This is a genomic window from Streptomyces sp. NPDC049687, from assembly GCF_044465285.1.
Lineage (GTDB): Bacteria > Actinomycetota > Actinomycetes > Streptomycetales > Streptomycetaceae > Streptomyces.
This window is the reverse complement of record NZ_JBITLN010000003.1, coordinates 919,428-939,080: the sequence shown is the minus strand read 5'-3', so window position 1 is coordinate 939,080 and position 19,653 is coordinate 919,428. Positions and strand designations below refer to the sequence as shown.

The following is a 19,653-nucleotide window of genomic DNA, read 5'->3' as shown; positions in this document are numbered from 1 at the left end:
TCAGCCCCCCGAAGAAACCGCCCGTCGCTGCGGAGCGATGCCCGCCGGGACCGCGCGGGCGCGGGCCGGGGTGCCTGTCCAGCAGGTTCCTCGGCGGGAGAGGAGGCGGCGGAGCCAGAGTTCCAGGGAGATGAGGTCGGCCAGACCGTCCATGGGGAGGGGTTCGCCGGCGGCCGCGGCGCGGACCGCTTTGCGGACGACCCTCGCTTCGATGAGGCCCGCTTCCGCCAGGAGCGGGGCGTCGAAGAGGCTGAGGAGGGGGTCGGTGGCCAGGCGGAGGCCGGTGCGGGAGGCGGCCGTGGTGGTGGCTTGGGTGGGGGTGCCCCAGCCGGGTGGGAGGTCGGTGATGCCGGCGCCCTTCAGCACGGTGCGCAGGATGGACGCTCGCGCGCCCGGTTGCACGCGCAGGGTCTCGGGGAGCGCCCGGCAGGCGCGGACGACCTGGTTGTCGAGGAAGGGCGCGTGCAGGCGCTGGGAGCGGATCTCGGCGGCCTGTTCGAGGATGCGCAGGTCGGCCGCGTGCCGGGTGAGGGCCGCCCGCGCGCGGTAGTCGCCCGGGCGCTGGCCGGGGCCGACGCCGGCGCGGTGGGCCGAATTCTGCAGAAGAACCGATACTTCAGCCAGGGCCTCGCCGGTGAGCCAGCGGGCCGCCGGGCCGGGGCCGCCCCACGTCAGGGCTGCCAGCGAGGCCCCCACCGCGCCTGCGGGGTCGTCGGTGAAGCTGCGCCGGAGGAGACGTTCGGCGAGGCCTTCGACGCCCGCGCGGTAGGGCGTACGGGCGAGTCTTCGGGCGGCGCCGTACACCCGCGCGGGGACGAGGACGGAGCCGTCGGCCTTCGTCAGCGCCGCGACGGGGCGGACCAGGTGGCGGCGTTTGCGGTCCATCAGCAGGTCCGCGAGGCGGGCCGGGTGGGCGTCCAGTACCTGGCGGGCGCCGTAGCCGGTGAAGTGGTCCGCGCTGCCCGCCGCGAGGCGCGCGCGATGGCGGGCGGCGGTGACCAGGCTGGGGCCGGGTTCGTCGGTCAGCGGGCCGTCCAGGTCGGCGTACGGCAGGGTGTCCTCGCCGCCGGCCACGACGACGTGGTGCAGGCGCGGGTTGGCGGCGAGGGCGCCGGCCCGCTCCAGTTCCTCCTCGCGGCCGCGCATCGTCAGGTCGTTGAAGGTGACCGCCACCAACCGCTCCCCGGCGCCCGTGCCATGGCCCAGGAGCGTGCCCGGCATGCCGGGAAGGCCCGCCGCCAGCAGGGCGAGCGTGCCGGAGGCCGGGCCGCCGGAGAGGTCCGCGCCGATGCCGGGAACCGGCATCCCGCGCGCGGCGCGCCGTTCGGCAGGGCCCATTCCCGGCACCGGACCGGGATCGATGTCGGGCACGTGTCTGGGCGCCGACAGACGCGCGCGTACCGCGTCTACGAGCGCGTCGCGCACCGCGTCGACCGCGCTGTCCGGGTCGGCCGGCGGGGCCGCGACGGCGAGGGAGGCGACCGGGTCGTACCCGGCGATCTCGCGCGCCCCGGCGCGCAGGATGAGCGCATGCCCCGGCGGAACGCGACGCACGCCGTCGTACGGCGTGGAGTCGTGCAGGGCGGCCGGCACGTCGGGAACGGCCAGGAGCGCCGCCAGATGGCCGAAGTCGAGGTTGGCCTCGATGAGGTCGGCGAGCGGCAGCGCGGCCGTCGCGTAGGCGGTCCCGCCCGCCCACGGGGCGTGAAACACCGGGCGGGCGCCCGCCAGGTCGCCGCAGACCGTGATGCGCCGGCCGACCTGGACGATCGCGGTGTAGCTGCCCGGCCAGGCCGTCAGATGACGGAGTGCGCCCCCGCGCGCGGCGAACAGCCCGACGCGCAGCTGCTCGTCGCTGGCCCCGCAGGTGCCGAGGACGGCGATACGGGTCTGGGCGTCGGACTTGACCACCCGCACCTCGTCGGGGCGCCAGTCGCCGACCGCCCACAGCGGATCGGGGTCACCCCACAGGAGTTGCGAGCCGACCGGCTGCAAGGTCTCGCCGTCGTAGCCGACTTGACCGCCGTAGGTCTCGCGGCCGTCGTAGCCGACGGCTCCGCCCGACGCACCCGCGGCGGTGCTGCTCCACCCCACCAACCACCGCATCGACGCCTCCACAGGCTGTGGACAAACGAGTGCACCGTACGAACGGTTCACCATGCTGCCACGAAGAACGCGTCACAGCGGGAGGCGGCGCCGCTTGTGATCCGGGGAGTGCGCTCGCGTGAACGCTTCGGCGCAGGCTCGGGCGACCAGGTGGACCCCGGTGTCTGCGATGTGAATGCGCCCCCGGTACGCTCCCCCAAAACGCCCTGCGCGCCCTCGATTTCCATGGTCGGAGGCGTTGTCGCCCAGGGAACACAGGGTCGATTTTCGGCCAAATCCGGCACGCGCGCACAGCGTTGACATTCTCGTGCGCAGACTCCGCACACGCTCCGTACACACGCGCGTGCTTCCTGGCGCGCCGCGCCGGTCCGGGAGACGGAGAACGCCTCCCGGACCGTTCCGCCGCCCGCGGGGATGAAGGCGGCGGTGTCCCCCAGCCCACTGGATCCAGTACAGCGGGCCGACCCACGCACGGCCCATGGAACCGCTCTCACAGTGGCCGGAGAAGAGCGCACACGCAGGCGCACGGCCACACAGCGGGAGCACGCGGCGACGCACCGTACCGAAGGCCGCACTTCCGTACGGACCACAATCCCGCCAACCGGCAGAATGCCCCTTAACGCTTGGGATGCGGCGAACTACGCTGGGTTTACGAATGCCGCGTGGTTATGCCAGCGCGGCAGCCGTCTGTGTCGAGGGGTGGCGCAATGTCCAGGGAGCAACGCGGGCCGAACGAGAAACTCGGCGCCGTTCTCGCCCTCGCGGGAATCAGCAACGCAGGACTCGCGCGACGCGTCAACGATCTTGGCGCTCAACGCGGGTTGACTCTTCGCTACGACAAGACGTCCGTGGCGCGCTGGGTGTCGAAGGGCATGGTGCCGCAGGGCGCCGCGCCGCACCTCATCGCGGCCGCCATCGGGCAGAAGCTCGGCCGCCCGGTGCCGCTCCACGAGATCGGCCTGGCGGACGCGGACCCCGCGCCCGAAGTGGGCCTCGCCTTCCCCAGAGACGTCGGCCAGGCCGTGCGCTCGGCCACCGAGCTGTACCGCCTCGACCTCGCCGGCCGCCGGGCCGGCACCGGGGGCATCTGGCAGTCGCTGGCCGGATCGTTCGCAGTAAGCGCATACGCAACGCCCGCCTCGCGCTGGCTGATAACCCCGGCCGACAGTTCGGTGGCGCGTGAGGCCCACTCCGTGGAGGGGTCCGGCGCACCGCTCAAAGTCGGCCACAGTGATGTGCAGAAGCTGCGGGAGGCCGCCGAGGACGCCAGGCGCTGGGACTCCAAGTACGGAGGCGGCGACTGGCGTTCGTCGATGGTGCCGGAGTGCCTGCGGGTGGAGGCGGCGCCGCTGCTGCTCGGCTCGTACTCCGACGAGGTCGGACGCGCGCTGTTCGGGGCGAGCGCCGAACTGACCCGGCTGGCCGGATGGATGGCCTTCGACACCGGTCAGCAGGAGGCCGCGCAGCGGTACTACATCCAGGCGCTGCGGCTCGCGCGGGCGGCGGCCGACGTGCCGCTCGGCGGGTACGTGCTGGCGTCGATGTCGCTGCAGGCGACGTACCGGGGCTTCGGCGACGAGGGCGTCGACCTCGCGCAGGCCGCCCTCGAACGCAACCGGGGCCTCGCCACCGCCCGCACCATGAGCTTCTTCCGTCTCGTCGAGGCACGCGCGCATGCCCGCGCGGGAGACGCGCAGGCCGCGGGGGCGGCCCTGAAGGCCGCGGAGAGCTGGCTGGAGCGGGCGCGCGAGGGGGATCACGATCCGTCGTGGCTCGGCTTCTACTCCTACGACCGGTTCGCCGCCGACGCGGCCGAGTGCTACCGCGATCTGAAGGCGCCACGGCAGGTGCGGCGCTTCACCGAGCAGGCGCTCTCGCAGCCGACGGAGGAGTTCGTGCGGTCGCACGGGCTCAGGCTCGTCGTTTCCGCGGTCGCCGAGCTGGAGTCGGGGAATCTCGACGCGGCGTGCGAGCAGGGGGTGCGGGCGGTGGAGGTCGCCGGGCGCATCTCGTCGGCTCGGACCACCGAGTACGTGAAGGATCTTCTGCATCGGCTGGAGCCGTACGGGGACGAGCCGCGGGTGGTGGAGCTGCGGGAGCGGGCTCGGCCGCTGCTCATGGCGCCCGCCTGAGAGGTTTGCACCCCTCCTCCGCCCGCTGCTGTGATCTTGGGAGTGCGCTGGTCGACCGCGCCCCCGGGGTGGGCGGTCCTCGCCCGCGTTTGAAGTGACTGTCAGTGGTGCAGTGCACTATCGGAGGCGGAGGTGGTTCAGGTGGTGGCGTACGACTGTGACGTGCTCGTCGTCGGTGGGGGCATCGTCGGGCTGTCCACCGCGTATGCGATCACCCGGGCCGCGCCCGGGACCCGGGTGACCGTGTTGGAGAAGGAGCCGGGGGTGGCCCGGCATCAGACGGGGCGGAACAGCGGGGTCATCCACAGCGGCATCTACTACCGGCCGGGGTCGCTGAAGGCGCGGTACGCGGTGCGGGGTGCCACCGAGATGACGAAGTTCTGCGCCGAGTACGGGATCGCTCATGCCGTCACCGGGAAGCTGATCGTCGCGACGGACCGGGCGGAGCTGCCCCGGCTGCACGCGCTCGTGCAGCGCGGGCGGGAGAACGGGATACCGGTGCGGGAGCTGGGCGCCGCCCAGATCGCGGAATACGAGCCGGAGGTGCGGGGGCTCGCGGCGATCCACGTGGGGACGACCGGGATCTGTGACTTCACGGCGGTCGCGCGACGGCTCGGTGAGGCCTCCGGGGCGGAGATCCGGTACGGCGCCCAGGTGGTGCGCGTCGACCGGCGGGCCGGCCTCGGGGTGGCGGTGCTCACCTCACGCGGGGACGTCGTCCGCGGGCGGGTGCTGGTGAACTGCGCCGGGCTGTACAGCGACGAGATCGCCCGGCTGACCGGGGACGAGCCCGGGGTGCGGATCGTGCCGTTCCGGGGCGAGTACTACGAGCTGGCGCGGCCGGAGCTGGTGCGGGGGCTGGTGTATCCGGTGCCCGATCCGGCGTTCCCGTTCCTCGGGGTGCATCTGACCCGGGGGTTCGACGGGGGTGTGCACGTGGGACCCAACGCCGTGCCGGCGCTGGCCCGGGAGGGGTACGGCTGGGGTGTCGTACGACCCCGGGAGGCGCTGGCGACGGCGGCGTGGCCCGGGGTGTGGCGGATGGGGCGCCGGCACTGGCGGTACGGGGCCGGGGAGCTGCGGCGGTCGGTGTCGAAGGGGGCGTTCGTGGAGGCGGTGCGGCGGTTGTTGCCGGCGGTGGAGGAGGGGGACCTGGTGCGTACGGCGGCGGGGGTGCGGGCGCAGGCCGTGCTGCGGGACGGGGGCCTGGTGGACGACTTCCTGATACGCGAGGGCGCCCGGACGGTCCACGTGCTGAACGCGCCCTCACCGGCGGCGACGGCCTCGCTGCCGATCGGCCGAGAGGTGGCCCGCAGGGCGCTGGAGGTGCTGGGGGATGTCTGAGCGTTCCCGGCTGCCCCGGGTGGGGCCGGGTGAGCCCGGTGCCCTCGGTGAGCGGCAGTAAAATCGACCCCACTGTGTCTGATTCCGTGAACACCCCCGACATCCCCCGTCCGGCTCCCGGCGGCGAGCACCACCCGGGCGAGTCCGTCCGGCGTACCCGGGCCAAGGGGGAGCCTCGATTCCCCGACGGGCCCAAGGCCGACCCGGCCGGGTCGCACTTCGAGCGGCGGATCAGAAGCTTCCAGCCCCGGCGCAGCCGGGTGACGGCCGGACAGGCAGACGCCCTGCAGCGGCTGTGGTCGACGTGGGGACTCGACATCGACGGGCATGACGTCGACCTCGCCGAGCTGTTCGGGAACGCCGGGCCCGTGGTGCTGGAGATCGGGTTCGGGATGGGCGAGGCCACCGCGCGGATGGCCGCCGCCGACCGCGACACCAACATCCTCGCCGTGGACGTGCACACCCCCGGCCAGGGCAATCTGCTCAACCTCGCGGAACAGCAGGGGCTGAGCAACATCCGGGTCGCCAACGGTGACGCGATCATCCTGCTGCGGGAGATGCTGTCGCCCGACTCACTGGACGGGCTGCGCGTCTACTTCCCCGACCCCTGGCCCAAGAAGCGCCACCACAAGCGGCGCCTCATCCAGCCGGAGTTCCTCAGCCTCGCGGCGACGCGGCTGAAGCCGGGGGCCGTCGTGCACTGCGCGACCGACTGGGAGCCGTACGCCGAGCAGATGCTGGACGTGCTCAGCGCACACCCCGACTTCGAGAACACGCAGGCCGACGGCGGGTTCGCGCCCCGGCCCGCGTTCCGGCCGCTGACCCGTTTCGAGGGCCAGGGCCTGGAGAAGGGTCATGTGGTGAACGACCTGCTCTTCCGTCGCGTACAGCATCGCGTCCAGCACAGGGATCACTGACACAGCGCAGGGATCGCTGAAACCCCTTTCCACCACAGTCCCCTCCCTCGTTAGGGTCGATGCCGTGGCCATCAGTCCCCCGTATCCGCCGTATCCACCGCACCCGGGCGGCCCAACCGAGGACGGCTCCCTGCGCCACGCCCACTGGTGGCAGCGGAGATGGGTGCGATACGGGGCGCCCATCACCCTGCTCGCGCTGTCCGGGCTGGTGATCCTGGCGCTGGTGCGGGAACAGACCGGCACCGAGGGGTTCCTGGTCGGGCTCGGGCTGGCGGTGCTGCCGGTACCCCTGCTGATAGCCGCCTTCCGGTGGCTGGACCGGGTGGAGCCGGGGCCCTGGCGGAACCTGATCTTCGCCTTCGCCTGGGGCGCCTGCGCGGCCGCGCTGATCGCGATCGTCGCGAACAGTTTCGCCACCAAGTGGATAGCCACGGCGACCGCCGATCCGTCCAGCGCGGACACCCTCGGGGCGACCGTCATAGCGCCCATCGTCGAGGAGTCCGCCAAGGCCGCCGCGATCCTCCTCGTCTTCCTCTTCCGCAGACGGGACTTCACCGGGCTCGTCGACGGGGTGGTCATCGCCGGGATCACCGCCACCGGCTTCGCCTTCACCGAGAACATCCTGTACCTCGGCACCGCGTTCGGCACCGACCAGCTCACCGGGGACAGCGGCATCGCCTCCGTCACCGTCGCGACCTTCTTCGTGCGCGTCATCATGTCGCCGTTCGCGCACCCCCTGTTCACCGTCCTGACCGGCCTCGGCTTCGGTTTCGCCGCGCGCGCCGGCGACCACCAGCACGTGCGGCGCGTCCTGGTCCCGCTGTGCGGGCTGCTCCTCGCGATGGGCATGCACGCCCTGTGGAACGGCTCCTCGACCTTCGGCGAGTTCGGGTTCTTCGCGGTGTACGCGGCGTTCATGGTGCCCGCGTTCGGGCTGCTGACCTGGCTGGTGGTGTGGACCAGGCAGCGTGAGCTGCGCACGGTCCGCGAGGAGCTGCCCGCCTACGCGGCCGCCGGCTGGGTCACCCCGGCCGAGCCGTACGCGCTCGGCTCGATGCGGGCCCGACGGCTGGCCCGTGAGTACGCCAAACGGCATCTGGGCCGCCCGGCGGCGCGAGCGGTGGCCGAGTACGAGGCCTACGCGACCTCCCTGGCGTTCCTGCGGCACCGGGGGCGCAGCGGGCGGGCGAGCGCCGACTTCGTCGTACGGGAGCGGGAGTTGCTGAACGAGCTGTGGCGGCGCAAGGACGTCGCCCGGCCCGCGCTGGATCACGCCGCCCGGATGACGGCTCCGCCGCTACGGGTGGCGGTGCCCGCCGGGCCCTGGCCGGTCTACGGGGGCTACGGGTACGGCCAGGGGCACGGCCAGGGGCACGGCCAGGGGCACGCCCCCGGGTACGCGTACCCGGCGGGGCAGGCGTACGGCTACGGCTACGGGTATCCCGCGGGGTCGTATCCCGTCGCCAACCCCTACCAGGGGTAGCCGGGGGTGGCTCAGGCCGAGGCCCGCGTCAGCCTCCCGGTCTCCTCCTCCGTCAGCTCCAGCTCCGCCACCCCCAGCAGGGCCGGCAGCTGGTCGACCGTGCGCGCGGAGGCGATCGGCGCGGCCACCGTCGGCTGGGCGGCGAGCCAGGCCAGGGCGACCGTGGCGACCTCGGTGTCGTGGGCCCGGGCGATCTCGTCCAGGGCGGTGAGGACCTGCCGGCCCCGCTCGGATTCGAGGTGCTTGGCGGCGCCCGGGGACCGCGGGCTCCGCACCGTCGTACCGGGCCGGTACTTGCCGGTGAGGAAGCCGGAGGCGAGAGCGGAGTAGGGGACCGCGGCGAGCCCGGCGCGGGCGGCGAGCTCCTGGAGGGGGCCCTCGTAGGTGTCGCGGGAGACCAGGTTGTAGTGCGGCTGGAGGGCGACGTAGCGGGCCAGGCCCTCGCGGTCGGAGAACTGCAGGGACTCCTGGAGGCGTTCGGGCGAGATGTTGGAGGCGGCGATGTGCCGCACCTTGCCCGCCCTCACCAGTTCGTCGAGGGCGCCGATGATCTCCTCGACCGGCACCTCGGGCTTGTCGAAGTGGGTGTAGTACAGGTCGATGCGGTCCGTGCCGAGGCGGCGGAGTGAGGCGTCGGCGGCCGCCTTGATGTTGGCGGCGGTCAGGCCCGGGAAGTCGGGGTGCTGGCTGACCTTGGTGGCGATGACGACGTCGTCGCGGTTGCCGCTCTTCTTCAGCCACCTGCCGATGAGGGTCTCGGACTCGCCGCCGCTGTTGCCCTCGACCCACGAGGAGTAGGAGTCGGCGGTGTCGACGAAGTTGCCGCCGGCGGCCGCGTAGGCGTCGAGGACGGCGAAGGATGCCGTCTCGTCGGCGGTCCAGCCGAAGACGTTGCCGCCGAGGGACAGGGGGAAGACCTCGAGGTCGGAGGAGCCGAGCTTGCGCAGAGAAGTCATGTCCTACGTCAACAACGGCCTCGCAGCGGCCCATTCCGGAGCTTGCACGAAGAAGCTGTGAACGGAACCGCTCCGACGGGGTCTCTCAGGGATTGAGGCCCTTGCTGCGCAGCCAGGCCATCGGGTCGATGCCGGTGGCGCTGCCGCCGGGGTGGACCTCGAGGTGGAGGTGCGCGCCGGTCACGTTGCCGGTGGCGCCCACGCGGCCGATCACATCACCGGTGGCGACCTTCTGGCCGACGCTGACGCTGATCGACGACTGGTGGCAGAACCACAGCTCGGTGCCGTCGTCCAGGGTGAGGATGGTGCGGTAGCCGTAGGAGCCGGCCCAGCCCGCCTCGGTGATGGTGCCGCTGTGGACGGCCTTGATGAGGGTGCCGGTGGGTGCGGCGAAGTCCAGGCCGGTGTGGTAGCCGGAGGACCAGAGGGAGCCGGCCTGACCGAAGGTCGAGGTGATGGTGTACGAGGAGGTCGGCAGCGTGTACTGCTTGGCCAGCTCGGCCAGGCGCGCGGCCTCGGCCTTCTCCTTGGCGGCCTGCGCGGCCTTCTCCTTCGCGGCGGCGGCCTTGGCCTCCGCCTCCTCCTCGGCCTTGGCCACGGCGGCGGCCTCCGCCTTGGCCGCGGCGGCCTCGGCGAGGGCCTGGGCCTTGGAGGCGACCTGGGTCTGCTGCGACTCGGCCTGCGCCATGATCCGGCTGCGCAGCGCCTCACCGGCGTCGGCCGTGCTCTGGTCACCGGAGTCGGCCTCGGTGCCGAGACTGACGAGGGCCGGCGCGGTGTCCTGGGCGGGGTCGTCGTCGGAGATGAGGGAACCCACGCCCGGCAGGTCGGGCATGGAGAGGGAGACCGGGGCCTTGCCGGTGTTGGCGCTGGCCATGCCGCCCGCGCTGACGGCGGCGATCACGCCGACGCCGAGGACCGTGGAGCTGCGGGCGAACCCGCCGCCGCGCTGCTTGGCGACCCGGTGCTTGCCCCGGACCGGACGAATGGACTCCTCGGTGGGGTTCCATTCCTCCCAGGGGCCCTCGTCGGTGCGGTAGCTGCCGTAGCCGAAGGTCTCGGAGGAGTGCCGGCTCGGTACGAACGGGGCTTCTGGGGCAGGCCGGTTGGACGCCACGCGGGCGCACTCCTTTCCTTCCGTCGCCTACCGGGTTAGCTGACGGGTTCGGAGCGGGAAGGTCTCCTACGCGCGTAAACCGTTCGTGACTCTGCGAGTTCACGGCGGCTTCCGCGTGATTCACCCCAAGGTGGTGGTTCCCCGGTTCCCTTGCGGGATTCGGCGCGTGCGCACGGAGCCGACTCTTGTGACGGCTGGGACGACCGCGCTGCGTTATCGAACGTTAATAGACCCGGGGGCGGCTTTCCAAGCTCTTCTGCTTGATCAACAACATTTTTGGCCTGGACTTTCGCCGCCAAGAGCGGTGAAAAACGGGCGAGTTGGACGAGTCCACAGCAGAGGCACAGTCACCGGACAAGAAAAAACCGAGGGGCGGAACCCTTATGGATTCCGCCTCTCGGCCTTCAGTAGCGGGGACAGGATTTGAACCTGCGACCTCTGGGTTATGAGCCCAGCGAGCTACCGAGCTGCTCCACCCCGCGTCGGTGAACACCACTGTACGCCATCAGCGGGACGGAAAGCACATCGGTTATCCGAGCAGGTGCCGGTTCGGCTCCTGCGCCTGCTCCGCGTACTCCGGGAGGACCACCACGCCGGCACCCTCGGCGGTCAGGAGACCGTTGCCGTCGGCGGCCGTCACGAAGGTGTCCGGCTCCTGCCAGGCGGTGACCACCCGGCGCACGCCTGCGTCGAGGATGAGGCGGGCGCAGGGGCGGGGACGGGAGGAGCGGCGGGCGCAGGGCTCCAGGCTGCTGTAGACGGTGGCGCCGGCCAGGCGGGGGTCGGCGGGGTCGAGTTTCGCGAGGGCGGCCTCCTCGGCGTGGACGACCGGGTCGCCGGCCTCGCGGGAGTGGCCGCGCGCCAGTTCCGTCCCGTCGGCGGCCACAATCACCGCGCCGACACTGAAGGCGGTCCGCGAGGGCGGGCACAGGGCGGCGAGCTCGCAGGCCAGGGCCAGCCAGCGGCGGTCGGCGGCGGCGGGGAGCGGGCCGGTGCCGGGTGCGGTGGGCTCGTAGCGCATGAGGACCACGTCCTCGATCCGCCGGGTCTCGGTCAGGCGCAGCCGTCCGCCCTGGTAGGCGCCGGGGCCGAAGAGCCGGGGCGCGTCCGGGTCGCCGACGAGGAGGGGGGCGAGGACGAGCTGGAGTTCGTCGGCGAGGCCCTGCTGGAGCAGCTGGGTGTGGATCGTGCCGCCGCCCTCGACCATCAGCCGGCGGACGCCGTACCCGTCGTGGAGGTGTTCGAGGAGCCGACGCCAGTCCAGCTCGGGGCCGAGGGGGACGACGTCCGCGGCGATGCCGATGGCGCGGGCCCGCTCGGCGCCCTTCTCCGTCGTGAGGACGACCTTGTCGCCGCCGGTGTGCCAGAAGTTCGCGGCCGGGTCGAGGTCGCCGGAGCCGCTGACGGTGACCTTGAGGGGGTACGGCGGCTGTCCGACCGCGACGCGGGCGGCGCGGCGGGCGGCGGAGTTCACCAGCAGGCGGGGGTTGTCGGCACGGATGGTGCCGGCGCCGATGAGGATCGCGTCGACGGAGGCCCGTACCTCGTCGACGCGGTCGAAGTCGGCGGGGCTGGAGAGGAGCAGACGTTCGGGGGTGGTGTCGTCCAGGTAGCCGTCGAGGGAGACGGCGGCGGACAGGAGGACGTACGGGTACGGCATCGACGCGGCTCTCTCGGGGATGACGACGGGGGTTCTTGGTTCAAGTTTGAAACAACCTACACTGGGCGCATGACGACCCGCTGGCTCACTCCCGAGGAGCAGCGCGCCTGGCGCGCGTACGTCGCCGGCTACCTCCTCGTGGAGGACGCGATCGACCGGCAACTCCAGCAGGAGGCCGGCATGCCCCATCTGTACTACTCCATCTTGGCGAACCTCTCCGAGACACCGGAGCGACGGCTGCGGATGACCGATCTCGCGGCGACGCTGAAGATCACCCGCAGCCGGCTGACGTACGCGGTGACGCGGCTGGAGAAGGACGGGCTGCTGCGGCGCGAGGACTGCCGCTGGGACAAGCGCGGAAGCGTCGCCGTCCTGACGGAGGAGGGCATGGCGGTCCTGGAGCGCCTGGCTCCGGGCCATGTCGACACGGTCCGCGCCGCTCTCTTCGACCGGCTCACCTCCGAGCAGGTGCGGCAGCTGGAGGAGATCTTCACGCAGGTGGCGCGGGGGTTCCAGGACGACGGCGAGGCGGCACCCGAGGAACTGCCGTGGCGGCGGCGCTCCTCGCCCTGCTCCGGGACCTCGTGAGCCGGGCCACAAACCAGTTGCTTCAAATTTAAAGCATAGGGTAGGGTCTCGCTCGACACGCTGCTTCAAATCTGAAGCAGATGTCCGCACCGCCCCACTCGCCCCGGGAGACCCGCATGCCCGACACCCCTGCCGCCACCCAGCGCGCCCGCGTCCGGGTACCGCTGCGCTTCCACGACGGCTACTCCGTCGACGCCGAGGTCGTCACCTTCCACGGCCTGGCAGACGGACAGGAGCACGTCGCCGTCGTCCTCGGCGAACCGGCCCCCGGCACCGTCCCGCTGGTCCGGCTGCACTCCGAGTGCCTCACGGGCGACGTCTTCGGCTCCGCCCGCTGCGACTGCGGCCCGCAGCTGCGCGAGGCGGTCGAGCGGATAGCGGAAACCGGCGGCATCCTGCTGTACCTCCGCCAGGAGGGTCGCGGCATCGGCCTCTACAACAAGCTCGACGCGTACGCCCTCCAGGACCAGGGCCTGGACACCTACGAGGCGAACGCGGCCCTCGGACTGCCCGAGGACGCCCGCGACTACACGGCCGCCGCCCAGATGCTGCGCGCCCTGGGCGTCACCACCCTGGACCTGCTGTCCAACAACCCCGACAAGGCGGACCAGCTGCGGGGGCTGGGCATCGACGTCAACGACCGTGTTCCGACCGGCGTCTTCACGACCCCGCACAACGTCCGCTACCTGCGCGCCAAGGTCCTGACGACCCAGCACACGCTGCCGCTGGGCCGGCTGACGGAGCTGAGCGTGGGCTGAGGCCCGGGGTCCCGCTCCGGCCGGGGCCGAGGCGCCGGCCGAGATGCGTCACCCCGGTCCCGCCCGGCGGACCCACGACCGGTGCGCGACCTGCGCTCGTCGGATGCGCTCGGCGAGCCCGCGCTCCAGCCCGAACGCCTGGAGGGACCGCGCGTCGTGTCGCGCTACCCGGCCGTTGGCCTTCGTCGGTACGGTCGGGCAGGGCCGCAAACGCCGATGGCGGACAGAGCGAGGCGTGAACCGGAATACGGGGACTCCCCGTTCCCCAGGGAGTCCCCGCATCCGATCAGACCGTCGGCCGTTCCAGCGACGTCAGGAAGCCCTGACGCCAGGCACAGGCCGATTCCACGCCGGACACGCCCTAGGGGATCCGGACCTGGTAGACACCACTGGAGACCTCGGCGGCCGTGGGGGTGACCGTCACGCCGCCGAGGGACTGCGTCCGCTGACCCGTCTGCGGGATGTACGTGTCGCAGTTGCCGGTCTCCCAGGCGGAGATGCCGTAGGTCTTGCCTGTGGTGATCTTGTAGTGGGTGGCGAATATGATCCGGCCGTTGCCGCCGGAGATGTCGGCGTCGCTCGCGCTCAGGCAGGTGACGGACGTGCCGTCGTCGACCCGGAGACTGCCGAAATACACGACGGAGTTGCCGGCCCCCCTGGCGGCCATCGGTACGTCGGCGGTGAGTGAGGCCGTGGGGGCTGCGGACGCCGTGGGCGCCGCGGTGAGGGCGGTGGCCCCGCTCAGGGCGAGCAGGGCGGCCAAGGAAGCGGAACGGGCGACGCGACGAGTGCGGCCGTGGGGGTTCGTGAGACGCATGCCTTCTTCCAATCCAACCGTCGGGGGAATGTGCAAGTCTCAAGCAACCTGCGTGACCAGTGTTACCCGAGGGAACACGGCCACAGGATCCCGTTTCGGCCATTTCTGATGTGCGTCGCGCGGCCCCTTCGGCATCGCCATGTGCGAGCAGTCGGCCGGTCCGCGGGGTGACCCGCCGGCTCTCACGCCCGGGCGGCAGGCCCAGCAAGGCGTCCCGGACACCCGGCGGCCCGGGTCGGCACCGAAGCCGACCCGGGCGCTGCACAGCAGGCCGGAGGCCATATCCCCCGACCATCGTCCGTAGGCCGTGTGGGACTCGAACCCACAACCAATGGATTAAAAGTCCACTGCTCTGCCAATTGAGCTAACGGCCCTGGCGATGTTGTCTCCCCGAGCATAGCCGGACCCGGCCGTGTCTCCGATCGGGTATCGAAGACACGGCCGCGTCGCGAGGCGCACAGGGGTGAAGATCGGTCATCCGCCGCGCCGGTTCGAAGTCCCATCCGCCGGTTACGGGGTCTTGCCCGCCCGTGCCGCCTCCCGGGCGACGGTCCGTTCGTGGTCGGGGTTCAGGAACCACTTGCGTGCCGAGGCCAGCCACCACACCCCCGCGAAGCCGAGCACCGCGAGGACCGCGGCCGGGGCGTAGTTGAAGGTCTCCCAGGTGACCGGGGAGACCTGGGGCAGCATGAACAGCACCGTGATCACCGCGACCCACGCCACCGACACCACACCGATCACCCCCGACCAGCGGCCCAGGTGCCACGGCCCGCGTTCGAAGGCCGCGCCCTTGCGGACCCGCAGCAGCGTCGGGATGACGTAGGCGATGTAGAGGCCGATCACGGCGATGGAGGTCACCGCCGCGTAGGCCGTGACGTTGATCAGATAGGGCAGGCCGAGGACCAGCGCGCCGCCCGTCGCCAGCCAGACCGCGGCGACCGGGGTCCGGGTGCGGGGGCTGACGGTGTGCCAGACGTGGGAGAACGGCAGGGCGCCGTCTCTGGAAAAGGCGTAGATCATGCGGCTGTTGGCCGTCACCGACGCCATCCCGCAGAAGAGCTGGGCACCGATCACCACCAGCAGCAGGAGCTTGCCCGCGGTCGCGCCGAGGGCGTCCAGGAGGATCTGGGCGGGCGGTGCGCCGGTCGGGGAGGCGAGAGCACCGTCGTAGGACTGGATGGCGAAGGTGAAGCCGAGCAGGAGCACGAAACCGGCGATCCAGGAGGTCCAGATGGACTGCACGATGCCCTTCGGGCCCGCCGTCGACGCGTCGTGGGTCTCCTCCGTCATATGGGCGGAGGCGTCATAGCCCGTGAAGGTGTACTGGGCCATCAGCAGGCCCAGCAGCACCACGTACACCCCGCTGCCCCAGCCGGTGTTGTTGACGAACTCGCCGAAGACGAAGGACGCCGACTGGTGGTGGTCCGGGACGAAGGCCAGGGCGCCGACGATCACCGCCACGCCCAGCACGTGCCACCACACGCTCACGCTGTTCAGCAGCGCGACGATCCGGACGCCGAAGGTGTTCAGCAGGCCGTGCAGAAGGAGGATCACGGCGAAGAGGAGGACCGTACGGCCGGGGGTCACCTCGAAGTCGAACTGCAGGTTCAGGTAGGCGCCCAGGAACGAGGCCGCGCCGAAGTCGATGCCCGCGGTCACCGCCACCTGGCCCAGCACGTTGAACCAGCCCGTGAACCACGCCCAGGCGGCGGCCGAACGGGGCGGTGCGAGCCGGTGGGCCCAGAAGTACAGGCCAGCGGACGTGGGGTAGGCCGAACAGATCTCGGCCATCGACAGGCCCACGAAGAGGGTCATCAGGCCTACGGCCACCCAGCCCCAGGTGATCACCGCCGGGCCGCCGGTGTTCATCCCGAAGAGGTAGAGGGTCAGGCAGCCGGACAGCACCGAGATGATCGTGAAGGAGACCGCGTAGTTGGAGAACGCCGACATGCGGCGGGCGAGAACCTGCGTGTAACCGAGCTGGGCCAGCCGTTCCTCGTCCGAAAGGTCCGGGTGCCCGCTCCTTATGGCGTCATCTGTCATGCCCCCAGCAATGCCCGCGCCGAGGGCGTGACACACGTCACAACTTGGCTGAAAGTCGCGGCTAGAAGATCCCCTTGTAGCCCTGCCAGCCGCTGGAGATCTTCACCCGGCTCCCGAAGGACCCCTTGCCGTTGCCGGGCAGGCGGTACATGACGCCGGCGGTGTCCCGCGCGACCAGGTCCGTCTTCCCGTCACCGGTGATGTCGCCGACGCCGACGACCGCGTTGTACGAGGAGCCCCAGCCGGCGAAGATCTTCGCCCGTGCGGAGAAGGTGCCGTTGCCCTTGCCGTAGTACCGGTACAGGTTGTTCGCCTTGTCCTGCGCGACCAGGTCGCCGATGCCGTCGCCGTTGAGGTCCCCGGCGCCCACGACCTTCTTGTACGTCTTCCAGTTGTCGTACAGCTTCACGCGCGCCGACAGCTTGCCGGTGTTGGTGCCCTTGTAGAGGTACACCGCGCCCGTGGAGGAATTGCGGGCGATCAGGTCGGGGCGGCCGTCCTTGGTGACGTCGCCGGGGGCGGTGAGGACGTCGTACTGGTTCCAGCCGGTGGTGGCGAGGGTGGTGTACGACGTCGACGGCGTCAGGAGCGCGTTGCAGCCCGGCTTGTACAGACGCAACGCGCCGCTGCTCAGCCTGACGAGGACGTCGTTGCAGCGGTCGCCGCTCAGGTCGCCGACCGGCACCGCCTTGATCGTCGTGGCCCAGCCCCTGCCACTGCCGTCCGTGGTGAACGTGCCCTTGCCCGTGCCGCGCTGGTAGGTCAGCGCGCCGGAGGAGTTGAGGGTGAGCAGGTCGCCGATGCCGTCCGGCAGGCCCGCGCCGCCCACGTAGTCGTGGTGCACCGCGCTGCCGTGCGCCAGCTGCACCGTCCCCTGGGTCGTCAGAGCAGCGCCCACGCCGTCCGCCGGCGTGACCGACAGGGTCCAGGTGTACGAGCCGTTGGGGAGGATCTTCGTGCCGTTGACGCCGTCCCACCCGACCCTCAGCTCACCGCGCGCGGGGCCGCCGTCCTCGGTGTCCACGACCTTGCTGGTCGCCTTGTCGCGGACCGTGAGCTGCCGGCTCGCGGCCGGCTTCGACAGCAGCACGGTGGTGAGGGGGTAGAAGGCCGGATCCGTCAGGCCCGTGTCGACCGTCCCCGCCTTCCACACCGGGCCCAGCGCGTGCAACGGCTGCTGGGCCACCCCGGACGGCACCAGGTGCACCTGCTCCTCGCCGTCCACGTACGCCGCGTTCGCGCCGGACTCGTCGACCGTCCAGCGCACGCCCCGCTGCGAGACCCCGGTGTCCGGCAGGTCACCGATCACCCGGCTCGCCGCCGTGCCGTCGGCGACCGTCGTGAGCCTCAGCTTCCCGGCCCGCTTGTCGTGCGTGACCACGTACCCGTCACCGAGTTCGGCCTCGTCGGCCGGGACGGGGACGGACTTCTTCGCCATGCGGTCGTACACCCCGGCCGTGTCGCCGCAGTTCCAGTACAGCCAGCGGCCCAGCGCCTGGAGTTCGGTGGGCGAGCAGCCGGCGTCGGTGGTGAGGGTCTCGACGGTCTTCCTCGCCGTCAGGTCGTACGCGGTGACCGTGCCGGGCGTCGCGCCCGCGGTCCACAGGACGTCGCCCGAGAGGGCGGCCGGGCCGGGGGTGCGGGTGACGGCCGGGGCGGCGGCGTCGTCGAGCTTGTAGACGTACTGCTGGGCGGCCGTGGTGTAGATCAGATAGGCACCGGAGACGTCGGTGATCCGCCCACCGGCGGGCACGGAGCGCTCCCAGAAGTCGTACTGGCCCGGCCCGTTGACCCTGAGCCGGTCGTACTGCCCCGACTCGCGCTCCAGCCAGGCGGTCCGCCCGTCGGCCGTGCCGAACAGCTGGGAGCAGCCGACGTCCGTCACCGGGCACGAGCCCACCAGCGTGTCGGTGCCGTCGAACGACGAACGGGCCCCGAACGTCGGCGTCCCGGTCGCGGCGACGGTCCGCCCGTAGGTGTCACGGACACCGGCACGACTGGGATCGGCGACCACGAGCCTGCCCTGGTCCAGGGAGAGCCCCTGGATCTCGTACGGCGGCTTGGGCAGCGCCTTGACCTGCGTGACGACGGGACTGCCGTCCGGGCCCGGCTGGATGCGCTGGACGCCCCAGTCGTCCTGCGCGGCGGCGGTGCGGCCCACGGCGAGGGCGCCGCCGTCCAACGCGGCGGAGACGTGGGGGTTCGACGCGGGCAGCAGGGTCGTGGACGGGCCGCCCGCGACCGGCTTGGCGATCACCGCGGTACCGGGGCGCGTCACCAGCCAGTCGCCGACCACCGCGAGGTCCTGCGCGGGGTTCGCGCCGCCGCCGTCCAGGGTGACCTCGACCGGGGCCGCGGACAGGTCGGAACGGGAGAACACCTGCACGGTGGGGTCGTCGAGGTTGAAGAGGACCACGTGCTCGGCGGTGACCTGCGCCCTCAGGTAGACCTTGGAGCGCGGCTGGGTCCAGCTCCGCACCTCACCCGTCCGCCGGTCGACCATGACCGACACGTACGGTCCGTTCGCCTTTCCGGCGAGGAACAGCAGCCCGTCGGCGTCGCCGCCCTTGGGCTGGCCGAGGACGTACCCCTCGGGCACGCCGGTGACCGGCACATCACGGGTACTGCCGTCGTCCTGCGGGAACAGCAGATGCATCTCCCGGTCGACGACCGTGCCGCTGTCGTCCCTCACCGACCGGTAGGCGACCGCCAGATCGCGGTAGGCGGTGAGCAGCGTCAGCCCGTCGGGCGTCCGGATCGTGCGGGTGGTGCCGTCGGCGGCGTTCCACAGGTCGACGCGGCCGTCGGCGTAGCGGTACGCGAGGACGTCACCGCCGGCCGTCGCATAGCTGGAGTAGCCCTCCGGGTGCACCACCTTCACGGACGTGCCGTCCGCGTACCGCGTCCAGACCAGCCCGGAACCTTCCAGGCTGTGGAACACGCCCAGGGCACCGGCGCCGTCGTGACCGTCGTAGGACGAACCTCCGTAGACCGAGCCCGAGGTGTACGTGGCGCGCAGCGTCGCCGGAACCACCGTCTCCTGCGGAGTGTCCGCCATCGCCGGCGACGGCAGCAGTGGGCTCAGCCCGGCCGCCAGGACGGCGGAGGCGGCGACCAGACGCAGGCGGGCGTGGGCATGATGAGCCATACGGGCCATACGGGCCATACGGGCCAAGAGGGTCCCTCCCCGGGGAACGGAGACGGGCGGGACGCCGACCCGGCGTCCACGGCCCCCCGGCCCTTCACACCCGTCTCATAAGTCGGCTGATCCTACAGCGCTTCCACAGGTGGGGAGTAAGCCTTTTCCGTCAACGGGGCGCCACGGAAAACGCCGTGGGCCCCACCGGTTCATCGGTGGGGCCCACGGCGTTCACTCAGCGCGGCGGTCGCCGTCAGCCGTTGCGCTTCCAGCGCGGCTTGTCGTCGCGGCGGCCGAAGGAGCCGGTGCCGCGGTGGTCGTCACGACGGCCGTTGGGGCGGTCGTGACCGGCGGAGCGGAAGCCCGGGCGGTCGTCACGGCGGTCGCGGTTGAACGGTCGGTCGCTGCCACGGTGACCGGCACGGTCGTCCCGGCGGAAGCCACCGCGGTCGTCGCGGCGCTCGAACCCGCGGTTGTCGCGGTCGCGGTTGAAGCCGCCACGCTCGCGGTTGTCACGGTTGTCGCGGTCGTCCCGACGGAAACCGCCCCGGTCGTCCCGACGCTCGAAGGAACGCCCACCGCGGTCGTCACGG

Annotated in this window: 14 protein-coding genes, 2 tRNA genes and 1 riboswitch; of the genes, 7 read left to right on the top strand and 9 right to left on the bottom strand. The window is 71.8% G+C overall.

Annotated features, from left to right (window positions below; translation table 11 throughout):
• On the bottom strand, window positions 1-2,106 hold the full coding sequence (locus tag ACIBVL_RS14325; protein ID WP_399097139.1) for an asparagine synthase-related protein: 2,106 nt from the start codon (window positions 2,104-2,106) through the stop codon (window positions 1-3).
• Window positions 2,107-2,813: 707 nt separating this feature from the next.
• Between ACIBVL_RS14325 and ACIBVL_RS14320 the strand changes: the two genes are divergently transcribed.
• From ACIBVL_RS14320 to ACIBVL_RS14305, 4 genes are all read left to right on the top strand, one after another.
• Window positions 2,814-4,238, top strand: coding sequence for an MFS transporter (locus ACIBVL_RS14320; protein ID WP_399097136.1), 1,425 nt, complete (start codon window positions 2,814-2,816; stop codon window positions 4,236-4,238).
• A gap of 144 nt (window positions 4,239-4,382) precedes the next feature.
• Window positions 4,383-5,582: an L-2-hydroxyglutarate oxidase gene (gene lhgO / locus ACIBVL_RS14315; protein WP_399097133.1), complete on the top strand. Its 1,200-nt coding sequence runs from the start codon at window positions 4,383-4,385 to the stop codon at window positions 5,580-5,582.
• A 74-nt stretch (window positions 5,583-5,656) separates the two neighbouring features.
• The gene (trmB, locus tag ACIBVL_RS14310; protein WP_399097130.1) at window positions 5,657-6,499 is read left to right on the top strand and encodes a tRNA (guanosine(46)-N7)-methyltransferase TrmB; all 843 of its coding nucleotides are present in this window, start codon (window positions 5,657-5,659) and stop codon (window positions 6,497-6,499) included.
• 64 nt (window positions 6,500-6,563) lie between these two features.
• Window positions 6,564-7,982: a PrsW family intramembrane metalloprotease gene (locus ACIBVL_RS14305; RefSeq protein WP_399097127.1), complete on the top strand. Its 1,419-nt coding sequence runs from the start codon at window positions 6,564-6,566 to the stop codon at window positions 7,980-7,982.
• An 11-nt stretch (window positions 7,983-7,993) separates the two neighbouring features.
• Here the strand turns inward: ACIBVL_RS14305 and ACIBVL_RS14300 are convergent, their stop codons facing one another.
• From ACIBVL_RS14300 to ACIBVL_RS14285, 4 genes are all read right to left on the bottom strand, one after another.
• Window positions 7,994-8,938, bottom strand: a complete 945-nt coding sequence (locus tag ACIBVL_RS14300) for an aldo/keto reductase (RefSeq protein WP_399097124.1) — start codon at window positions 8,936-8,938, stop codon at window positions 7,994-7,996.
• An 85-nt stretch (window positions 8,939-9,023) separates the two neighbouring features.
• On the bottom strand, window positions 9,024-10,055 hold the full coding sequence (locus ACIBVL_RS14295; protein WP_399097121.1) for a M23 family metallopeptidase: 1,032 nt from the start codon (window positions 10,053-10,055) through the stop codon (window positions 9,024-9,026).
• Between the two features lie 7 nt (window positions 10,056-10,062).
• Window positions 10,063-10,230: riboswitch (cyclic di-AMP (ydaO/yuaA leader) on the bottom strand.
• Between the two features lie 233 nt (window positions 10,231-10,463).
• A tRNA-Met gene (locus tag ACIBVL_RS14290) sits at window positions 10,464-10,537 on the bottom strand.
• Between the two features lie 47 nt (window positions 10,538-10,584).
• Window positions 10,585-11,715, bottom strand: coding sequence for a dihydrofolate reductase family protein (locus ACIBVL_RS14285; protein ID WP_399097118.1), 1,131 nt, complete (start codon window positions 11,713-11,715; stop codon window positions 10,585-10,587).
• Window positions 11,716-11,784: 69 nt separating this feature from the next.
• On the opposite strand from ACIBVL_RS14285, the gene ACIBVL_RS14280 reads away from it, so the two are divergent.
• Both ACIBVL_RS14280 and ribA read left to right on the top strand, forming a co-directional pair.
• Window positions 11,785-12,303: a MarR family winged helix-turn-helix transcriptional regulator gene (locus tag ACIBVL_RS14280; RefSeq protein WP_399097115.1), complete on the top strand. Its 519-nt coding sequence runs from the start codon at window positions 11,785-11,787 to the stop codon at window positions 12,301-12,303.
• Window positions 12,304-12,419: 116 nt separating this feature from the next.
• Window positions 12,420-13,061 carry a GTP cyclohydrolase II gene (ribA, locus tag ACIBVL_RS14275; protein WP_399097112.1) on the top strand — a complete coding sequence of 214 codons (642 nt, stop codon included), beginning with the start codon at window positions 12,420-12,422 and terminating at the stop codon, window positions 13,059-13,061.
• A 361-nt stretch (window positions 13,062-13,422) separates the two neighbouring features.
• Here ribA and ACIBVL_RS14270 read toward each other — a convergent pair whose 3' ends face one another.
• From ACIBVL_RS14270 to ACIBVL_RS14255, 4 genes are all read right to left on the bottom strand, one after another.
• Complete coding sequence (locus ACIBVL_RS14270) at window positions 13,423-13,878, bottom strand: hypothetical protein (RefSeq protein WP_399097109.1); 456 nt, start codon at window positions 13,876-13,878, stop codon at window positions 13,423-13,425.
• 301 nt (window positions 13,879-14,179) lie between these two features.
• A tRNA-Lys gene (locus ACIBVL_RS14265) sits at window positions 14,180-14,252 on the bottom strand.
• A gap of 136 nt (window positions 14,253-14,388) precedes the next feature.
• Window positions 14,389-15,921: an amino acid permease gene (locus ACIBVL_RS14260; protein WP_399097106.1), complete on the bottom strand. Its 1,533-nt coding sequence runs from the start codon at window positions 15,919-15,921 to the stop codon at window positions 14,389-14,391.
• 61 nt (window positions 15,922-15,982) lie between these two features.
• Window positions 15,983-19,069 (bottom strand): FG-GAP repeat domain-containing protein, encoded by a 3,087-nt coding sequence (locus ACIBVL_RS14255; RefSeq protein WP_399097103.1) that lies wholly within the window; start codon window positions 19,067-19,069, stop codon window positions 15,983-15,985.
• A gap of 304 nt (window positions 19,070-19,373) precedes the next feature.
• Between ACIBVL_RS14255 and ACIBVL_RS14250 the strand changes: the two genes are divergently transcribed.
• Window positions 19,374-19,653, top strand: a 280-nt coding sequence (locus ACIBVL_RS14250; RefSeq protein WP_399097100.1) for a hypothetical protein, incomplete at its 3' end; no start/stop codon positions are given.